Raw genomic sequence first — 17,459 nt, 5'->3', positions numbered from 1 at the left:
TTGCGGCAAGCGCAACTTGTGCAGCGCCCTGTTGCATCAAGTGAAAGGTGCAGGCCGTGCGGGACGACCACCGGGAGTTGCGACTGTTCCTGCATCTCGCGCAGACGCTCAACTTCGGCCGGACGAGCCTGGACTGTCACGTCAGCCCGGCGACGCTGACCCGGACCGTGCAGCGGCTGGAGGCGGACCTCGGGCACCGGCTGTTCGACCGGGGGCCGCGCGGGGTGTCGCTCACGGCGGAGGGGCACCGGTTCCGCGAGTACGCCGTCCGGGCCCTGGAGTTGTGGCGCTCCTACCGCGAGGAACATCCCGACCCGGCGCTGCTCACCGGCCGGCTGGCCGTGTTCGCCACGGTGACGGCGTGCCAGGTGTTGCTGCCGGACCTGCTGGCGCCCTTTCGTGCCACGCATCCCCAGGTCCGGCTCGATCTGCGGACGGGTGACGCGGCGGCGGCCCTGGCCCGGCTGGACGAGGGAGAGGTCGACGCGGCCGTGGCGGGAATTCCGCCGAGACTGCCGGAGCCGCTGGTGAGCCGCACGGTCGCGGTGACCGAGCTGGTCCTGGTCACGGCCCGGGACCGGCCGGATCCCGGGCTCGGCGGGCCGTTCGTCCTCCCTCACCGCGGCCTGGTCCGCGATGCCGCCGACCGCTGGTTCCGCGCCCGCGGCACCACACCGGACGTGGCCTGTGAGCCCGACGGCCACGAGGGACTGCTGACGCTGGTCGCGCTGGGCTGCGGTACGGGCGTGGTCCCCCGCCTGGTGCTGGAGCACAGCGCGGTGCGGGACCGGCTGGCGGTGGTGCCGGCCGATCCGGCGCCGGAGCCGTTCGCGATCGGACTGTGTGTCAGGCGGGCCGACCTGCGGCGGCCGCTGGTGGCGGCGCTGTGGAGTCTGGCCCAGGGGAACACCCCGAGAGGCCCAGGTGAGCGCCCCGGCTGGCCTAGGTGAGCGCCCCGAGTGGATCGTCCAGTACCGGCTGCCACGCCAGTTCCGCGGCGCCGACCAGGCTGTTGTGGTCGAGGGTGCATGCCAGGATCGGGACGCCGCCGCTCTGGCCCCACAGGCTGCGGTCGGCGACGACGGCGCGGAGGCGGTCGGGGTCGGCGTCGAGGAGGGTGCGGTGCAGGCCGCCGAGGATGATGCGGTCCGGGTTGAGGATGTTGACCAGGCCGGCGAGTCCGAGGCCGAGCCGGTCGATGAGGGTCTCGGTGGCGGTGCGGACGCCCGGGTCGTCGTAGTGGTGGCGGATGAGGTCGATGGACTGCTGGAGCAGGGACACCTCGGGGCCCGGTTCGCGGCCCGCCGCCGTGAGGAAGGCCAGCGGGTCGGTCTCCACGTCCAGGCAGCCCCGGCTGCCGCAGTGGCAGGGGCGGCCCTCGGGGTGCACGGTGAGGTGGCCGACCTCCAGCGCGAGGCCCGAACTGCCCCGGTGGAGGCGGCCGTCGAGGACGAGCGCCCCGCCGACGCCCCGGTGGCCGGTGGCCACGCACAGCAGGTCACGGGCGCCGCGTCCGGCGCCGTGCCGGTGCTCGGCGAGCGCGGCGAGGTTGACGTCGTTCGCGGCGAACGCCGGTCCGTCGAGGCCGGCCGCGCGCACCTGCTCGGCGAAGATGTCCCGGACGGGCGCGCCCGCGGGCCAGGCCAGGTGCAGCGGGTTGAGCGCCAGCCCCTCGGGTTCGGCGACCGCGGACGGTACGGCGAGTCCCGCGCCCACGCACCGGCGCCCGGTCTCCCGCAGCAGCTCGGCGCCCGCCGTGACGACGGAGGCGAGCACCTTCGCCGGGTCGGCGTCGACGACCTCGCAGCCCGGCGCGGTGGCGACGATCCGGCCGCCCAGCCCGACCAGCGCCGCCCGGAAACCGTCGGCGTGCACCTGCGCGGCGAGCGCGACGGGCCCGTCCTCGGCGACGGCCAGCTTGTGCGAGGGCCGGCCCTGCGAGCCCGCCGCCGCGCCGGGCCGGGCGTCGACCCGGATCAGCCCGAGGGCCTCCAGTTCGGCGGCGACCGCGCCGGCCGTCGCCCGTGTCACCCCGAGCTCGGCGGTGAGCACGGCCCGGGTCGGCGCGCGTCCGGTGTGCACGAGCTCCAGCGCGGGTCCGAGGGCTCCGCGCCCCCGGTCCAGCCGCGTCCTCGAGGTGCTCCCATCCCCCGCCGGCCGGGGGTCAGCCTTCCCGCTCATGAGGGCGAGTCTCCCATGATCCGCAGGGCCGGCGGCCTACAGGCCGCTGACCCGGAGCGTGATGTTGAGCCGTCCGGCCAGGCCCAGCGCGGGCGGTGCCGTGCCTGGGTGCACCCGGGGGACCCCGTGGTAGGCGAGCCGGGCCGGGCCGCCGAAGACGAACAGGTCGCCGCTGCGCAGCTCGACGTCGGTCCAGGGCCGGGTGCGCGTCTCGGTGTTGCCGAAGCGGAACACGCAGGTGTCGCCGAGGCTCAGCGACACCACCGGCGCGTCCGACTTCTCGTCGCTGTCGCGGTGCATGCCCATCCGGGCGTCGGCGTCGTAGAAGTTGATGAGGGCGATGTCGTAGGCCGGTGCCGGTCCCCCGAGGGTGTCGCGGACCGCCCGGCGGCCCAGGTCGCCGAGCCACTCGGGGAACGGCTTCACCGGGGCGCCGTCGCCGTCGACGACCGTGCGGGCGTAGCCGTACGGGTACCAGTGCAGGCCGAGGCAGACCTGCCGGGCGGTCATGGTGCCGCCGCCGGGGGTACGGACCGTGCGCAGCCCGGCCGGTGGGCGCGCCCACGCGCGGCAGGCGTCCAGCAGCTCGCGCTGCCCCTCGGCGTCCAGCCAGTCCGGCATGTGCACCGCGCCCGGCGCCGGCTGTGTGCGGGCTCGGGGGAACAGTTCGCCGTCCATGCCTCCCATCCTCTCCGATGCTTTCCTCCCCGACCTGGGCTGAGCTGCGGCTCGGCTAGCCTGGACGCACGATGGACGACCGTATGACGACGCCCTGGGGCGAGCTCGCGCTGACCCGTTTCCCCGAGGACCCGCGCGACAGGCTGCGTGCCTGGGACGCCTCCGACGAGTACCTGCTGAGGTATCTGGCGCGGGAGGGGGTCCCGTTGTCGGGCACGGTCGTGGTCGTCGGGGACCGCTGGGGTGCCCTGGTCACGGCGCTCGCGGAGCACCGGCCGGCGCAGATCACCGAGTCCCACCTGACCCAGGAGGCGACCCGGGCCAACCTCGCGCGGCACGGTGTCGAGCCCGGCGCGGTCCGGCTGCTGACCACGCAGGACCCGCCACCCGGCCGTGTCGACGTTCTCCTGGTGCGGGTGCCGAAGAGCCTGGCGCTGCTGGAGGACCAGTTGCTGCGGCTGGCGCCGGCGGTGCACGCGGGGACGGTCGTCGTGGGCGCGGGCATGGTGAAGGAGATCCACATCTCGACGCTGCGGCTGTTCGAGCGGATCCTCGGCCCGACCCGCACCTCGCTCGCCGAGAAGAAGGCCCGGCTGATCTTCTGCACGCCGGATCCCGCGCTGCAGCGGCCCGCCAATCCGTGGCCGTACGTCTACACGCTCCCGGACGGCATCGGACCGGCGGCGGGGCGCACCGTCGTGAACCACGCGGGTGTCTTCTGTGCCGACCGGCTCGACATCGGCACACGGTTCTTCCTGGAGCATCTGCCGAATGGCGGGAGCGGCCGGCGGGTGGTGGACCTGGGGTGCGGCAACGGCGTGGTCGGTACGGCGGTGGCGCTGGCCGACCCGGCGGCCGAGGTGCTGTTCGTGGACGAGTCGTTCCAGGCCGTGGCCTCGGCGGAGGCGACGTACAAGGCCAACGGGGTGCCGGGGCACGCGGAGTTCCGGGTCGGCGACGGGCTGGCGGGGGTGCCGTCCGGCAGTGTCGATCTGGTCCTGAACAACCCGCCGTTCCATTCCCATCAGGCGACGACGGACGCCACGGCCTGGCGGATGTTCACCGGGGCGCGGCGTGCGCTGCGGCCGGGCGGCGAGCTGTGGGTGATCGGCAACCGGCATCTGGGCTACCACGTCAAGCTGCGGAAGCTGTTCGGCAACAGCCGGCTGGTGGCGAGCGACCCGAAGTTCGTGGTGCTGAAGGCGGTCAAGCGGTAGTCGCGCCGAGGGTCTGGAGGGTCCTCGCCACGGCCCGGGTCATGGCCTCCCGCGCGACCGTCAGGTAGCCGCGCGGGTCGACCGCCTCGGGGCGGTCGGCGAGGAACTCCCTGATCGCGCCGGTCAGGGCGATGTTCAGGGCGGTGCCGATGTTGACCTTGGTGATGCCGCCCGCGACCGCCGCGGTGAGTTCGCCGTCCGGGACGCCCGAGGAGCCGTGCAGGACGAGCGGGACGTCCAGCGCGGCCGACAGTTGTTTGAGGAGGGCGTGGTCGAGGGTGGCGGTGCGGGTCGTCATGGCGTGGGCGCTGCCGATGGCGACGGCCAGGGCGTCCACGCCCGAGTCGGCGACGAAGGCCCGGGCCTCGTCGGGGTCGGTGCGGGCGCCCGGGGCGTGCGCGTCCAGCGGGGGTCTGCCGTTCTTGCCCCCGATCTGCCCCAACTCTGCCTCGATCCAGAGCCCTTGGGAGTGGGCCCGGTCGACCGCCGCCCGGGTCGCGGCGAGGTTCTCGGCGTAGGGCAGCCGGGCCGCGTCGTACATCACGGAGCTGAAGCCGGCCTCCGCGGCCTGGTGCAGCAGGGTTTCGCTCTGTACGTGGTCGAGGTGCAACGCGACCGGTACGGCGGCCAGTTCGGCGGCTGCGACGGCCGCTCGGGCGAGCGGGAACAGCTGTCCGCCGTGGAACATGACCGCGTTCTCACTGACCTGGAGCACGACGGGGGCGGGCACGGACTCGGCGCCCGCGATGACGGCCTCGACGTGTTCCAGTGTGATGACGTTGAAGGAGGCGACGGCCGAACGGGCTGTGGCAGCCCGGGTGATGAGCTCGCCGGTGGTGGTGAGGGGCACGGTGCCTCCAGGGTCAGTGAGCGAGGATCACCGAGCGGGTGAGATGGCGCGGCCGGTCCGGGTCGAGGCCGCGGGCGGCGGCGACGGCGACCGCGAGGCGCTGGGCCCGGACGAGCTCGGCCAGGGGGTCGAGCCGGTTCTCGATCCACAACCCGCCGGTGGAGCGCACCTGGCCGGCCAGCCCTTCGGGTGCCTCACCGAACATCCAGGTCGCGGTGCCGCTCGTGGTGACGCTGATGGGCCCGTGCCGGTACTCCATCGCCGGGTAGGCCTCCGCCCAGGAGAGTGCCGCCTCGCGCATCTTCAGCCCGGCCTCGTGGGCCAGACCGACGGTCCAGCCGCGCCCCAGGAAGGTGAACTGAGCGCAGTCCACGAGGCCTTCGGGCAGGGGCTCGGCCAGGGCCGTGCGCGCGTCGCTGACGGCGGTGTCGGGGTGCAGGCCGAGGTGGGCGCGGAGCAGGGTGAGGGCCGTGGTGGCGAACCGGGTCTGTACGACGGAGCGTTCGTCCGCGAAGTCGAGGACGGCGAGCCGGTCGGCCGCCGTCCGCACGGGCGTGTCCGGGTCGGCCGTGATGGCGGTGGTGCGGGTACGGCCCTTCAGTCTGCCGAGCAGATCGAGGACCTCGGTCGTGGTGCCGGAGCGGGTGAGGGCGACGACCCGGTCGTAGGCGCGGCCGTACGGGAACTCCGAGGCGGCGAACGCGTCGGTCTCGCCCCGGCCCGCGGCCTCGCGCAGGGCCGCGGCCGCCTGCGCCATGAAGTACGAGGTGCCGCATCCGACGATCGCGACCCGCTCCCCCGGCGCCGGCAGCACCTCCGCGTACCCGGCCGCCTGTGACACGGCGCGTGTCCAGCACTCGGGCTGGCTGGTCAGCTCGTCCTCGACATGCGTCATGCGGCACCTTCCGATCTGATCGTTCCTGCAAGATATCGCCGGCTTTCGAGCAGCATCAAGCATCAGGGCGGGATCGGGTGCGTTAGGGTCGCCCGGAGATCGAGTCGTGGAGGTGCGGATGTCGCGCGACGCCCGCTGGAAGGCGCTGCTGGAACTGCTCGTCGAGCGCGGCCGGCTGGACGTCGAGGAGGCGGCCGGGGAGCTCGAAGTGTCGGCGGCGACGATCCGCCGCGACTTCGACCGGCTGGCCGAGCAGCAGATGCTGGTGCGCACGCGGGGCGGTGCGGTGGTGCACGGCGTGTCCTACGAACTGCCGTTGCGCTACAAGACGGCCCGGCGCGCCTCCGAGAAGCAGCGCATCGCGAAGGCGGTCGCCGAGCTGGTCGCGCCGGGCGAGGCGGTCGGGCTGACCGGGGGCACGACCACCACCGAGGTGGCGCGGGCCCTGGCCGTGCGCGGGGACCTGGCGTCCGGCTCGCCCGCGCTGACCGTCGTGACGAACGCGCTGAACATCGCCAATGAGCTGGCCGTGCGGCCCCAGTTCAAGATCGTGCTGACCGGCGGGGTGGCGCGGGCCCAGTCGTACGAGCTGGTCGGGCCGCTCGCGGACGCGGTGCTCGGGCAGATCACCGTCGACGTGGCGGTGCTCGGCGTGGTCGCCTTCGACGTCACGCACGGGGCCGCGGCGCACGACGAGGCGGAGGCCGCGATCAACCGGCTGCTGTGCGAACGCGCGGAGCGCGTGGTCGTGGCCGCCGACTCCAGCAAGCTGGGTCAGCGGGCGTTCGCCCGGATCTGCGGTGCCGATGCGGTGGACACGCTGGTCACGGACACGGCGGCCGACGCGGAGACGGTGCGGCGCTTCGAGGAGGCAGGGCTCCGGGTCGTCACCGTGTGACCCGCGTTCCCGGCCCCTTTCCCGGCCCGCCCGCCTAAGCTGGGGCTGAGGCGCGTACCGGCCAGGGAGGCGGTCATGGGCGGACCAGCGGAGGGCCACGACGGGCCGGGGGGCCGGCGGTATCTGCCGATCGCCGAGCACGGACTGATCGGCGACCTGCGCAGTGTGGCCCTGGTGGGAACCGACGGCACGATCGACTGGTACTGCTGCCCGGCCTTCGACGCGCCCAGTGTGTTCGCCTCGATCCTGGACGCGGACCGCGGCGGCTGCTTCGAACTGGCGGCGGCGGTGCCGGCGCGGACCAAGCAGTTCTACTTCCCCGACACCAACGTCCTGATCACCCGGTTCTTCACCGAGGACGGCGTCGGCGAGGTGCAGGACTTCATGCCGCTCGACGGTGACCCGTCCGAGGCCGAGCGGCACCGGCTGATCCGCCGGGTGGTGTGCGTACGCGGCTCGATCCCGTTCCGTACCCGCGTCGCTCCCCGGTTCGACTACGGCACCCGGCCGCACACCGTCCGGCTGACCGGTGAGACGGCGGTCTTCGAGGCCGACGGGATGGCGCTCGCGCTGACCGCGACCGTGCCGGTGGAGACCGACGGGCCGGACGTACGCGGGGACTTCAAGCTCTCCGAGGGCGAGTCGGCGGTGTTCGCGCTGGACAAGGTGGGCGGCGACGTGGTGCCCCGCCGGTGTGCGCGCACGGAGGCGGAGGAGCAGTTCGCGGCGACGGTGACGTACTGGCGGCGCTGGCTGGCGGCGTCCCGGTACCGGGGCCGCTGGCGGGAGATGGTGCACCGCTCGGCGCTGACGCTGAAGCTGCTCACCTACGCGCCGACCGGGGCGATCGTGGCCGCGCCCACCACGAGTCTGCCCGAGCGGCTCGGCGGCGAACGCAACTGGGACTACCGGTACGTGTGGGTGCGCGACGCGGCCTTCTGCGTCTACGCCCTGCTGCGGCTGGGCTTCACCGGCGAGGCCGAGAAGTTCATGGACTTCGTGACCCGGCACATCAGCCCCGGCGACGGCAAGCACTCCGGCCCCTTGCAGATCATGTACGGCATCGACGGGCGCACCGAGCTGCCCGAGACGACACTCGGCCATCTGGAGGGCCACGAGGGTTCCGCGCCGGTACGCGTCGGCAACGCCGCGGCCGACCAGCTCCAGCTCGACATCTACGGCGCGCTGATCGACTCCATCTACCTCTACGACAAGTGGGCCAAGCCCATCTCCAGCGACCAGTGGGACGACGTGTGCGCGCTGGTGGACTGGGTGTGCGAGAACTGGGACCAGCCCGACGAGGGGATCTGGGAGACGCGGGGCGGGCGCAAGAACTTCCTGTACTCGCGGCTGATGTGCTGGGTGGCGATCGAGCGGGCCATCCGGATGGCCAACCGGCGCGGCCTGCCCGCCGACCTGCCGCGCTGGCGGGAGTGCCGCGACACGATCTACCGGCGGATCATGAGCCGGGGCTGGTCCGAGGCGCGTCAGGCCTTCGTCCAGCACGAGGACGGCGACGTGCTGGACGCGGCCGTGCTGATGATGCCGCTGACGAAGTTCATCGCCCCGACCGATCCGAAGTGGCTGTCGACGCTGGACGCGCTCACCGAGGAACTGGTCTCCGACTCGCTGGTCTACCGCTACGACCCCCAGTCCAGCCCGGACGGGCTGCGCGGCGACGAGGGCACGTTCTCCATCTGCTCTTTCTGGTACGTCGAGGCCATGGTGCACGCGGGCCGGATCGACGAGGCGCGTCTCGCCTTCGAGAAGATGCTGACCTACGCCAACCACCTCGGACTGTACGCCGAGGAGATCAGCCACACCGGGGAGCAGCAGGGCAACTTCCCGCAGGCGTTCACGCATCTCGCGCTGATCAGCGCGGCGTTCAATCTGGACCGGGCGCTCGGCTGACGCTCAGTGCCCGTGGCCGTCGTCCGCGTGCCCCTCGGGGGTACCGGAACCGGCCGCCGCTCCCCCGGCGCTGACGGTGAAGGCCGCCGTGTGGACCTTCCCGTCGTGCTGGAAGTCGAGGAACAGGCGGTAGGAACCGGCGCTGGGGGCCGTGGCCGTGAAGGAGATGTCCGGGCCGGGCCTGGTCCTTCCGTCGCCGGGTTCGCCGTTCGGGTGGACGTGGAGGTAGGCGAGGTCGCCTGCGCGCAGGGCGACCAGATGGCCGTACGCGCCGAGGTAGGGCTGGAGGTCGGTGACGGGCCGGCCGGCGCGGGAGACCTTCAGCTTCAGTTCGCTCGCCTTGCCCGGGCGCAGGGCGCCGGACAGCTTCACTTCGTAGCCGTCGGTCCTGGCCGTGGTGGCCGGTGCGGGCAGTTCCTTCGGCTGGTACGGGCCGGAGGCGGCGAGGTCCGCGCCGAGGGTGAGGTTGCGGGCGTCCTTCTTCGCCGGGGTGAAGTCGGCGAAGACACGGTAGCCGCCCGCGCGGGGCAGGTCGACGGGGGTGCTCCAGGTGCCGTCGGCGGCGCGGGTGGGGTGCAGGTGGCGGTAGGTGACCAGGTCGCGTGAGGCCACGATGAGGTGCAGTTCCTTCTCGTGTTCGCGCTGATAGGCGGTGACGGCGCGGCCGCTGCCGTCCCTGACCGTGAAGCGCAGGTCGGACCGCTGCCCGGCGGTGACGCTCGGGGTCTGCAGGTCGAGGGTGTAACCGTCCTCGGAGATCTGGAGCCCGCCGGCCGGGGGTGTGTCGTGGCCGGTGTGACCGCCGGCCTCCTCGGGCGGCGGTGCGGGCCGGGTGTGCTCGTCCTCGTGTCGCGGCGGGCTGTCGGCGACGACGGGGTCGATGCCCTGGCCGACGCCGTAGGCCGTGCCGAAGGTCGCTGCCAGGACGGCGGCGAAAGTCGTGATCTTCAGTCCGGTGTTCATGACCGGCATCTCCTTCAGAACCGGGCCTTCCGCTCCTGCGCGGGGCCTCCATGCAGCTCACCATACCCCTGGGGGGTACCAAGTCAAGCGACGTCCGCGCTTGCATCCTATACCCCTCGGGGGTATATATGAACGCGGCGAGGGGATACCCCCGCCCCGTATTCGAGAATCGCGACCGTACCCAGGAGGCACGCCATGCCCGCCACCACCTACGCCGTCTCCGGAATGTCCTGCGGCCACTGCAAGGCCACCCTGACCAAGGCCATCGGCGAGCTGGAGGGCGTCAGCGGCGTCGAGGTCGATCTCGACGCCGGGCACGTCACCGTCACCAGTGCCGCCGAGCCCGACGACGCCCTGATCGCAGAGACCGTCGACGACGCCGGCTACGAGCTGACCGGACGGGTGTGAGCCATGACCACCGACACGACCGACACCGGCGCCGAAGTGGAACTCGCCATCGGCGGCATGACCTGCGCCTCCTGCGCAGCGCGCATCGAGAAGAAGCTCAACCGCATGGACGGGGTCACCGCCACCGTCAATTACGCGACCGAGAAGGCGAAGGTCAGCTACAGCGGTGACGTCTCTGTCGGCGACCTGATCGCCACCGTCGAGGCGACCGGGTACACCGCCCAGGAGCCGGCTCCGCCCGCCGGGCGGGAGGAGCCGGCCGAGGAGCCCGACGAATTGCGGCCGCTGCGGCAGCGCTTGGTCACGGCCGTGGTGCTGGCGGTGCCCGTCGTGGCCATGGCCATGATCCCGGCCCTGCAGTTCGAGTACTGGCAGTGGCTGTCGCTCACACTGGCGGCGCCCGTCGTGACGTACGCGGCGTGGCCCTTCCACAAGGCGGCGTTCACCAACGCGCGGCACGGCGCCGCCACCATGGACACGCTGATCTCGGTGGGCACCTCGGCCGCGTTCCTCTGGTCGCTGTGGGCGCTGTTCCTCGGCACCGCGGGCACGCCGGGCATGACGCACCCCTTCGAGCTGACCATCGAGCGCACGGACGGCGCCGGGAACATCTACCTGGAGGCAGCCGCGGGGGTGACCGCCTTCATCCTGGCCGGCCGGTACTTCGAGGCCCGCGCGAAGCGCAAGGCGGGTGCGGCGCTGCGCGCGCTGCTGGAGCTGGGTGCGAAGGACGTCACCGTGCTGCGCGCCGACGGCCGTGAACAGACCGTTCCGGTCGCGGAGTTGCGGGTCGGGGACCGCTTCCTGGTCCGGCCCGGCGAGAAGATCGCGACCGACGGGACGGTGGTGGAGGGCTCCTCCGCCGTGGACGCCTCGATGCTCACCGGCGAGTCCGTGCCCGTGGAGGTGGGAGCGGGCGACCCGGTCACCGGCGCCACGATCAATGTCGGCGGGCGGCTCGTGGTGCGCGCCACGCGGGTCGGCGCCGACACCCAGCTGGCCCGGATGGCCCGGCTCGTGGAGGACGCGCAGAACGGCAAGGCCGCCGCGCAGCGGCTCGCGGACCGGATCTCCGCCGTGTTCGTGCCGGTGGTGATCGCCCTGGCGCTGGGCACGCTGGGCTTCTGGCTCGGCAACGGCGCAGGGCTGACGGCGGCCTTCACCGCCGCGGTCGCCGTCCTGGTCATCGCCTGCCCGTGCGCCCTCGGTCTGGCCACGCCGACCGCGCTGATGGTCGGCACCGGGCGGGGCGCGCAGCTCGGCATCCTCATCAAGGGCCCGGAGGTGCTGGAGTCCACGCGTCGCGTCGACACCGTCGTCCTCGACAAGACCAGCACCGTCACCACCGGCCGAATGACCCTGCTGGCGGTGCACACCGCGGACGGCACCGACGAGGCCGAGGTGCTGCGGCTGGCCGGGGCGCTGGAACACTCCTCCGAGCACCCGATCGCCCGCGCCGTCGCCGACGGAGCCCTCGAGAAGCTGGGCGCTCTGCCCACGCCGGAGGACTTCGCCAACGTGCCCGGGCTCGGCGTCCAGGGCGTCGTCGAGGGCCACGCGGTGCTCGTCGGGCGGGAGAGGCTGCTGGCCGACTGGGCCATGGAGCTGCCGACGGGCCTCGCCCGTGCGCGGGCGGCGGCCGAGGACGCCGGGCGCACGGCCATCGCGGTCGCCTGGGACGGTGCGGCGCGCGCGGTGCTGGAGGTCGCCGACGCGGTGAAGGAGACCAGCCCCGAGGCGATCCGGCGGCTGCGCGCCCTCGGACTGACCCCGATCCTGCTGACCGGGGACAACGAGGCGGTGGCCCGGTCCGTCGCCCGCGAGGTGGGCATCGCACCGGAGGACGTCGTCGCCGAGGTGCTCCCGCAGGACAAGGTCGCGGTCGTCAAGCGGCTCCAGGCCGAGGGCCGGTCGGTCGCCATGGTCGGCGACGGCGTCAACGACGCGGCGGCCCTCGCCCAGGCCGACCTCGGTCTGGCCATGGGCACCGGCACCGACGCCGCGATCGAGGCCGGCGACCTGACCCTCGTCCGGGGCGATCTGCGGGCCGCGGCCGACGCCATCCGGCTCGCCCGCCGCACCCTGGGCACCATCCGCTCCAACCTGTTCTGGGCGTTCGCCTACAACGTGGCGGCCCTGCCGCTGGCCGCGGCCGGTCTGCTGACGCCGATGATCGCCGGGGCGGCCATGGCCTTCTCCTCGGTCTTCGTCGTCGGCAACTCGCTGCGGCTGCGCACGTTCCGCGCCGCGAGCTGAGCCACCGGTCCCGTCAGGGGTGGCGCCACACCAGCGTGTAGCGCCAGAACAGGCGGCGGCGCGGGCGGGCGCCGGGCAGGACGGTCCGGGCCTCACGGACGATCTCCGGGAACGTCATGTCCGCCGGACGTGTGGGAGCCGTCATCGAGACGGGGCGAGGCGCCGGACGGCCCCGGTTCTCGAGCAGGGCCATGACGAGGTTGAGCGGGACGGACGCCATCGAGAACAGACGGTCGGTGGGCGTCCGCTCCCGTGAGACACCGACGATCACCAGCGTGCCGCCGGTGGCCAGACGATCGCGGCCGTGATCGCCGGGTCGGCGTCGATCCCGTGCACCCGCTCCGCCCGGGTGGCCAGCAGCCGGGCGAGATCACCGCTGCCGCACCCCACGTCCAGGGCGCTTGCGACACGCCTGGCAAGCTGCCTCAGGATCCAGCGGTGGAAGTGGGCGTTGTGGTCCCAGGGACGGTCGGCGTGGAAACGGTCGAGTGCGCGCAGGACCCGGCGCGAGAGGGACGTCATGCCGTCAGTCCGGCAGACGGGTTCAGTCGCCCGGCATGGGCACTCGGGAGGTACCGGCTCGCGGGGGCGCCGAGCGTGCGCCCGGCGTCAGCCGGTACCTTGCTGGGAAGGCCACTGCGGGGAGAAGCACATGACCGATCCGACGACCACAGACGAGGACGCCCTTAGTCCGCTCCCGGAGGACGGGAAGCCCTCGGGTGGGCCCCGCCGGCTCCTGGGCGCCGTCATGGGCGACCTCAGAGCCGTGGACGGCGCCCTGTACGCGGCGGTGGCCGCCACTCCCACGCCCACGCTCGACCGGACGCTGCGTCATCTGTCGCACGCGGCCGACCACTCCAAGATCTCGTTCGCCATCGCCGCGGCCCTGGCCCTGGGCGGGAAGCGGCCGAGGAGGGCCGCGCTCGCCGGCGTCGGGGCGATCGCCGTGGCCTCGGCCTCCGCCAATCTGCTCGGCAAGCGCCTGGTGCGCCGGGCCCGGCCGGACCGGGAGGCGGCCCGGGTGACGGTGGACCGGCACGTGCCGATGCCGACGTCCGCCTCGTTCCCGTCCGGGCACACGGCCTCGGCGGTCGCGTTCGCCACCGCCGTAGGCGTGGTCCTGCCACCCGCCGCGGTGCCGCTCGGGGCGCTGGCGAGCGCCGTCGGCTACTCCCGTATCCACACGGGCGTGCACTACCCGGGCGACGTGGCTGCGGGCGCGGTCCTCGGCATCGCGAGCGCCGCGGCGGCCCTGGCGGCGGCAGCGGCGGCGGCCACTCCGTCGGAGCGGACGCAGGCGCTTCTCACGGCGGCCCGTTCATGGCCGCGGATCGGCATCGGCGCCGCCGTACGGCGGTGAGGCCACGGGCTCGTTCAGGCGGGCTCCCTCAGGCCGGCTGTGACCATGAGGTTGACCGCCTCCTGAGGGTGCTCACCCCTGAAGTGCCCCATGGGCCCTGACTCTTGGCTACTCCAGGAGAACAGCAGCCGACCGGCGTACGTCGACGGCGGTGAGCGCGAGGGCCAGCGGCCCCGGCGCCAGGAAGGCCAGGGGCAGGAGCATCCAGGCGCACAGCGCGGCCGTCGTCACGGCGAGCAGGACCAGTCCGCTGCCGCCCACGTCCGCCACGGCGTCCCGGGCGGCCCCGCGCACCGCCGCACGCCAGTCGGTGAGCGACTCGGGGCGGGCGCAGGCCCGCAGGCCGACGACCGCCGCGCAGGCACCGATGACGGCGGCGGCCACCGCGAACAGCGGCGCCCCGGGCAGCCCCGCTCCGGCCAGCGCCAGATCGGCCGCGAGCAGCAGCAGCCCGGCCAGGGCGACGGCCCCCGCCAGCAGGTCACCGGCCCGCAGCCGTCGCCGCAGCAGGACCAGGTACCGCCCGGCCGTGACGGGCCGGTCCTGTCCGGCGCCGCGCAGTACGGCGCACGCCGTCGAGAGCGCGGCCGGTGCGGTCACCAGCGGCAGACAGGCCACCGACGTGGCGAGGCCGACGCTCAGCACGTCCGCGAACAGCGTCATGCGCGGCCCGAACACCTCACCGGCCTCACGTGTCCGCATCCCGCTCACCCCTTCAGTCCGGAGCTGGCCATGCCCTCCACCAGGAACCGCTGGAAGGCGAGGAAGAACAGCACGATCGGCAGCAGCGCGATCACCGACATCGCGAACATCGGGCCGAACGCGGAGGTGCTGGAGGCGTCCACGAAGGAGCGCAGCGCGAGGGTCAGCGTGAACTTGTCCGGGTCGAACAGGTAGATGAGCTGCGTGAAGAAGTCGTTCCAGGTCCAGATGAAGGTGAAGATGGCGGTGGTGATGAGGGCCGGCCGGGTGAGCGGCAGCACGACCTGGAAGAAGCTGCGGAAGGGTCCGCAGCCGTCGATCCGGGCGGCCTCCTCCAGTTCGCGTGGCAGGCCGCGCATGAACTGGACGATGAGGAAGACGAAGAACGCCTCGGTGGCCAGGAACTTCGGCAGGATCAGCGGCCAGTAGGTGTTCACCAGGCCGAGCTGGTTGAAGATGATGTACTGCGGGATCAGCACCGCGTGGTGCGGCAGCATGATCGTGGCGATCATGAAGGCGAACAGCGGGCCGCGCAGCCGGAACCTGAGGCGTGCGAAGGCGTAGGCGGCGAGCGAGCAGCTGATGACGTTGCCGAGGACCGCGCCGCCGGCGATCAGCAGGGAGTTGCCCAGCAGCCGCCAGATGGAGACGTCGTTGACGCCCTCCAGGGCGGTGGAGTAGTTCGACCACTCCAGGTGGCTGGGCAGCAGGTTGAGGCTCGCGATGACCTCGTCGGCGGGCTTGAGCGAGGTGGCCAGCAGCCACGCCAGCGGGTACAGCATGACCAGCAGCGCGGCCAGGCAGCCCAGGTGGACGGCGATCCGCCCCCAGCGGACGGGCTTGTGGGCAACAGCGGTCGAGGTCATCGGTCCCCCTCGGAGGCGTAGAAGACCCAGGAGCGCGAGGTGCGGAACAGCACTGCCGTGACCACACCGATCACGAGGAGCAGCACCCAGGCCATGGCGGAGGCGTAGCCCATGTGGGAGGCGACGAAGCCGCGGTCGTAGAGGTACATGGTGTAGACGAGGGTCGAGTCGGCGGGCCCGCCCTTGCCCGCGCTGACGGCGAAGGCGGGCGTGAACACCTGGAAGGCCTGGATGGTCTGCAGGACCAGGTTGAAGAAGAGCACCGGGGACAGCATCGGCACGGTGACGGACAGGAACTGCCGCCATTTCCCGGCCCCGTCGACCGCCGCCGCCTCGTACAGCTCGGCGGGTATCTGCTGCAGGCCGGCGAGGAAGATGACCATCGGTGCGCCGAACTGCCACACCGTCAGCAGGGCCACGGCGAGCAGGGCCCAGCCGGGCTTGTTGACCCAGCCGCCGGTGCCCAGCAGGTTGTCCACCGTGCCGCCGTCGTTGAAGACGGCCCGCCAGACCAGGGCGATGGACATGGACGCGCCGAGCAGCGAGGGCGCGTAGAAGGCGGAGCGGTAGAAGGCCTTGCCGCGCTTCATGCCCTTCAGCGCGAGCGCGACGACGAGGGCGAGGGCCAGTTGCAGGGGCACGGCGATGACGACGTAGGTCAGGGTCGTCACGACCGAGCGCCAGTAGCGGGGGTCCTCGGTGAACATCTGCACGTAGTTGCGCAGGCCCACCCACTTCGGCGGGTTGAACAGGTCGTAGTCGGTGAAGGACAGGTACAGCGACACGGCCATCGGCAGCAGCGTCAGGACGATCGCTCCGAGGACCCAGGGCGAGAGGAACACCCAGGCGGCGCCCTCGCGTTCGCGCTTTGGGCGGCGTTTCGGGGCGGGGGCGGGGGCGCGCTTGGCCTCCGCGGGGATCGCGGTGGTGGTCATGACCTCAGCTCCGCCTTCGCCTCGGTGATGTAGTTCTCGGCCGCCTCGCGGGGCGACATGCGCGCGTAGGACACCTGGTCGTAGTCGCGCTGGAAGGTGCTCTGCAGGGCGTTGTCGCCAGCGGGCGGGGCCTGGGGCGGGTCCTTGAGCTTGCCCTCCAGGGACGCCTGGAAGTCGGCGATGGTCTTGTCGAAGTCCTTGAGCTGCGGGCCGATCTCGTCGCGGACGGTCTCGTTGACGGGGATGCCGCGGCTCGCGCCGAGGATCTTCGCGGCCTGCCGGTCGTTGATCAGGAAGTCGACGAGCTGCGCCGCCTCCTTCGGATGGGCGGTGTTGGCGGAGACTCCGACGAACATGGACGGCTTGAAGTACTGGCCGGGTGTGCCGTCCTCGCCGGACGGCATGGGGGCGAGCGCGACGCCGCCCTTGACGAGGGCGAGGAAGCCGCTGGCCGGGGCGTCCCAGTTGGCGTCGGTGACGGACTTGCCGCGTCCCAGTGGGGTGTTCTCGACGGAGCCGTCGAGCTGGGTGGTCTGCTCGGCGGGCGAGACGGCGCCCTCGCGGCGCAGCTTGTCGGTGAAGGTCCACCAACGGGTGAGGTCGTCGGCGGTGAAGCCGAGCCCGCCGTCCTCGGTGTAGAGGGCCTTGCCCTGCCCGCGCAGCCAGACCTCGAAGGCGTCCTCGCTCTGGCCGGGGTCGGTCGCCCCGGGCTTGCCGGTCTTCTCGGCCAGGGCGCGCATGGTGTCGGCCCACTGGCTCCAGGTCCAGCTCTTGCCGGGGAGGGGCACGCCCGACTTCTTCCAGGTCTCGACGTCGTAGGCGACCGTCTCGGTGCCGCGGCCCTGCGGGATCGCGTACTGCACGTCGTCCACACGGCCGGTGGCGAGCAGACCCTGGTCGATCTCGGAGGTGCGCAGGACGGACCTCTGCTTCGACAGGTCGAGCAGGACACCACCGGAGGCGTACTGGTCGATCTGGCGGTAGTCCAGTTGCATCACGTCCGGCGCGTCACCGCCGGCGGCCTGGGTGGCGAGCTTCTGCTTGTAGGCGTCGTAGCCGGAGAACGACGTCGTCACGTCGACGTTCGGATGCTGTTTCTCGAACAGCGCGACGGCCTGCTCGGTGCGTTCCGCGCGGTCGGGGTTGCCCCACCACGTGTAGCGCAGCACGACCTTGCCGCCGCCGGCCGATTCCCCGGATCCTCCGCAGCCCGCCAGCACGGCACACAGTGCCAGTGCGGCGGCCGACGCGCAGAACCCCTTTGTCCTGTGTCGTGGCATGCCGAGGTCACCTCTTCCTTTCCTCGGACTCTCTGTCGGCCCCCCTCCCCCCTGCTTCG

At 72.7% G+C, this 17,459-nt stretch carries 16 protein-coding genes and 1 pseudogene; 7 read left to right on the top strand and 10 right to left on the bottom strand.

Annotated features, from left to right (window positions below):
* Window positions 1-56 precede the first annotated feature (56 nt).
* On the top strand, window positions 57-950 hold the full coding sequence (gene ilvY / locus SCNRRL3882_RS36950; protein WP_010043268.1) for an HTH-type transcriptional activator IlvY: 894 nt from the start codon (window positions 57-59) through the stop codon (window positions 948-950).
* On the opposite strand, the gene SCNRRL3882_RS36945 is transcribed toward ilvY, so the two are convergent.
* Entirely contained in the window at window positions 943-2,181 is a 1,239-nt protein-coding gene (locus SCNRRL3882_RS36945; RefSeq protein WP_029181406.1) for an ROK family protein, read from the bottom strand. The genes ilvY and SCNRRL3882_RS36945 overlap by 8 nt on opposite strands.
* 36 nt (window positions 2,182-2,217) lie before the next feature.
* On the bottom strand, window positions 2,218-2,859 hold the full coding sequence (locus SCNRRL3882_RS36940) for an alpha-ketoglutarate-dependent dioxygenase AlkB family protein (RefSeq protein ID WP_010043270.1): 642 nt from the start codon (window positions 2,857-2,859) through the stop codon (window positions 2,218-2,220).
* Window positions 2,860-2,942: 83 nt separating this feature from the next.
* On the opposite strand from SCNRRL3882_RS36940, the gene SCNRRL3882_RS36935 reads away from it, so the two are divergent.
* Window positions 2,943-4,076, top strand: a complete 1,134-nt coding sequence (locus SCNRRL3882_RS36935; protein WP_010043272.1) for a methyltransferase — start codon at window positions 2,943-2,945, stop codon at window positions 4,074-4,076.
* On the opposite strand, the gene SCNRRL3882_RS36930 is transcribed toward SCNRRL3882_RS36935, so the two are convergent.
* Both SCNRRL3882_RS36930 and SCNRRL3882_RS36925 read right to left on the bottom strand, forming a co-directional pair.
* Window positions 4,066-4,926, bottom strand: a complete 861-nt coding sequence (locus SCNRRL3882_RS36930) for a class II fructose-bisphosphate aldolase (protein WP_010043274.1) — start codon at window positions 4,924-4,926, stop codon at window positions 4,066-4,068. The genes SCNRRL3882_RS36935 and SCNRRL3882_RS36930 overlap by 11 nt on opposite strands.
* A gap of 13 nt (window positions 4,927-4,939) precedes the next feature.
* Window positions 4,940-5,821, bottom strand: coding sequence for an SIS domain-containing protein (locus SCNRRL3882_RS36925; RefSeq protein ID WP_010043276.1), 882 nt, complete (start codon window positions 5,819-5,821; stop codon window positions 4,940-4,942).
* A 118-nt stretch (window positions 5,822-5,939) separates the two neighbouring features.
* Between SCNRRL3882_RS36925 and SCNRRL3882_RS36920 the strand changes: the two genes are divergently transcribed.
* Window positions 5,940-6,719: a DeoR/GlpR family DNA-binding transcription regulator gene (locus SCNRRL3882_RS36920; protein ID WP_010043278.1), complete on the top strand. Its 780-nt coding sequence runs from the start codon at window positions 5,940-5,942 to the stop codon at window positions 6,717-6,719.
* 75 nt (window positions 6,720-6,794) lie between these two features.
* Window positions 6,795-8,630, top strand: a complete 1,836-nt coding sequence (locus tag SCNRRL3882_RS36915; RefSeq protein ID WP_010043279.1) for a glycoside hydrolase family 15 protein — start codon at window positions 6,795-6,797, stop codon at window positions 8,628-8,630.
* A 3-nt stretch (window positions 8,631-8,633) separates the two neighbouring features.
* Here the strand turns inward: SCNRRL3882_RS36915 and SCNRRL3882_RS36910 are convergent, their stop codons facing one another.
* Window positions 8,634-9,593, bottom strand: a complete 960-nt coding sequence (locus tag SCNRRL3882_RS36910; RefSeq protein ID WP_029181407.1) for a hypothetical protein — start codon at window positions 9,591-9,593, stop codon at window positions 8,634-8,636.
* A 195-nt stretch (window positions 9,594-9,788) separates the two neighbouring features.
* Here SCNRRL3882_RS36910 and SCNRRL3882_RS36905 point away from each other — a divergent pair, with 195 nt between their 5' ends.
* Window positions 9,789-10,001: a heavy-metal-associated domain-containing protein gene (locus SCNRRL3882_RS36905; protein ID WP_010043283.1), complete on the top strand. Its 213-nt coding sequence runs from the start codon at window positions 9,789-9,791 to the stop codon at window positions 9,999-10,001.
* Between the two features lie 3 nt (window positions 10,002-10,004).
* Complete coding sequence (locus SCNRRL3882_RS36900; protein WP_010043285.1) at window positions 10,005-12,257, top strand: heavy metal translocating P-type ATPase; 2,253 nt, start codon at window positions 10,005-10,007, stop codon at window positions 12,255-12,257.
* Window positions 12,258-12,270: 13 nt separating this feature from the next.
* On the opposite strand, the pseudogene SCNRRL3882_RS36895 reads toward SCNRRL3882_RS36900, so the two are convergent.
* Window positions 12,271-12,779, bottom strand: a pseudogene (locus SCNRRL3882_RS36895) (class I SAM-dependent methyltransferase).
* Between the two features lie 130 nt (window positions 12,780-12,909).
* Between SCNRRL3882_RS36895 and SCNRRL3882_RS36890 the strand changes: the two are divergent.
* Entirely contained in the window at window positions 12,910-13,617 is a 708-nt protein-coding gene (locus tag SCNRRL3882_RS36890) for a phosphatase PAP2 family protein (protein ID WP_010043287.1), read from the top strand.
* Window positions 13,618-13,725: 108 nt separating this feature from the next.
* Here SCNRRL3882_RS36890 and SCNRRL3882_RS36885 read toward each other — a convergent pair whose 3' ends face one another.
* Genes SCNRRL3882_RS36885 through SCNRRL3882_RS36870 form a run of 4 tightly spaced genes read right to left on the bottom strand, consistent with a single transcriptional unit; the run spans window position 13,726 to window position 17,400 of the window.
* Window positions 13,726-14,319 carry a hypothetical protein gene (locus SCNRRL3882_RS36885; RefSeq protein ID WP_010043289.1) on the bottom strand — a complete coding sequence of 198 codons (594 nt, stop codon included), beginning with the start codon at window positions 14,317-14,319 and terminating at the stop codon, window positions 13,726-13,728.
* Window positions 14,320-14,324: 5 nt separating this feature from the next.
* Window positions 14,325-15,185 carry a carbohydrate ABC transporter permease gene (locus SCNRRL3882_RS36880; protein WP_010043290.1) on the bottom strand — a complete coding sequence of 287 codons (861 nt, stop codon included), beginning with the start codon at window positions 15,183-15,185 and terminating at the stop codon, window positions 14,325-14,327.
* Window positions 15,182-16,120: a carbohydrate ABC transporter permease gene (locus tag SCNRRL3882_RS36875; protein ID WP_010043291.1), complete on the bottom strand. Its 939-nt coding sequence runs from the start codon at window positions 16,118-16,120 to the stop codon at window positions 15,182-15,184. Before SCNRRL3882_RS36875 ends, SCNRRL3882_RS36880 begins: the two co-directional genes overlap by 4 nt.
* Window positions 16,117-17,400, bottom strand: coding sequence for an ABC transporter substrate-binding protein (locus tag SCNRRL3882_RS36870; RefSeq protein WP_029181408.1), 1,284 nt, complete (start codon window positions 17,398-17,400; stop codon window positions 16,117-16,119). The genes SCNRRL3882_RS36875 and SCNRRL3882_RS36870 overlap by 4 nt, the downstream gene beginning before the upstream one ends.
* Between the last annotated feature and the right edge of the window lie 59 nt (window positions 17,401-17,459).

Origin of the sequence: Streptomyces chartreusis NRRL 3882, assembly GCF_900236475.1 — a bacterium.
GTDB lineage: Bacteria > Actinomycetota > Actinomycetes > Streptomycetales > Streptomycetaceae > Streptomyces > Streptomyces chartreusis_D.
Note: the sequence above shows the minus strand (reverse complement) of the source record. Positions and strands in the feature narration are given on the sequence as shown.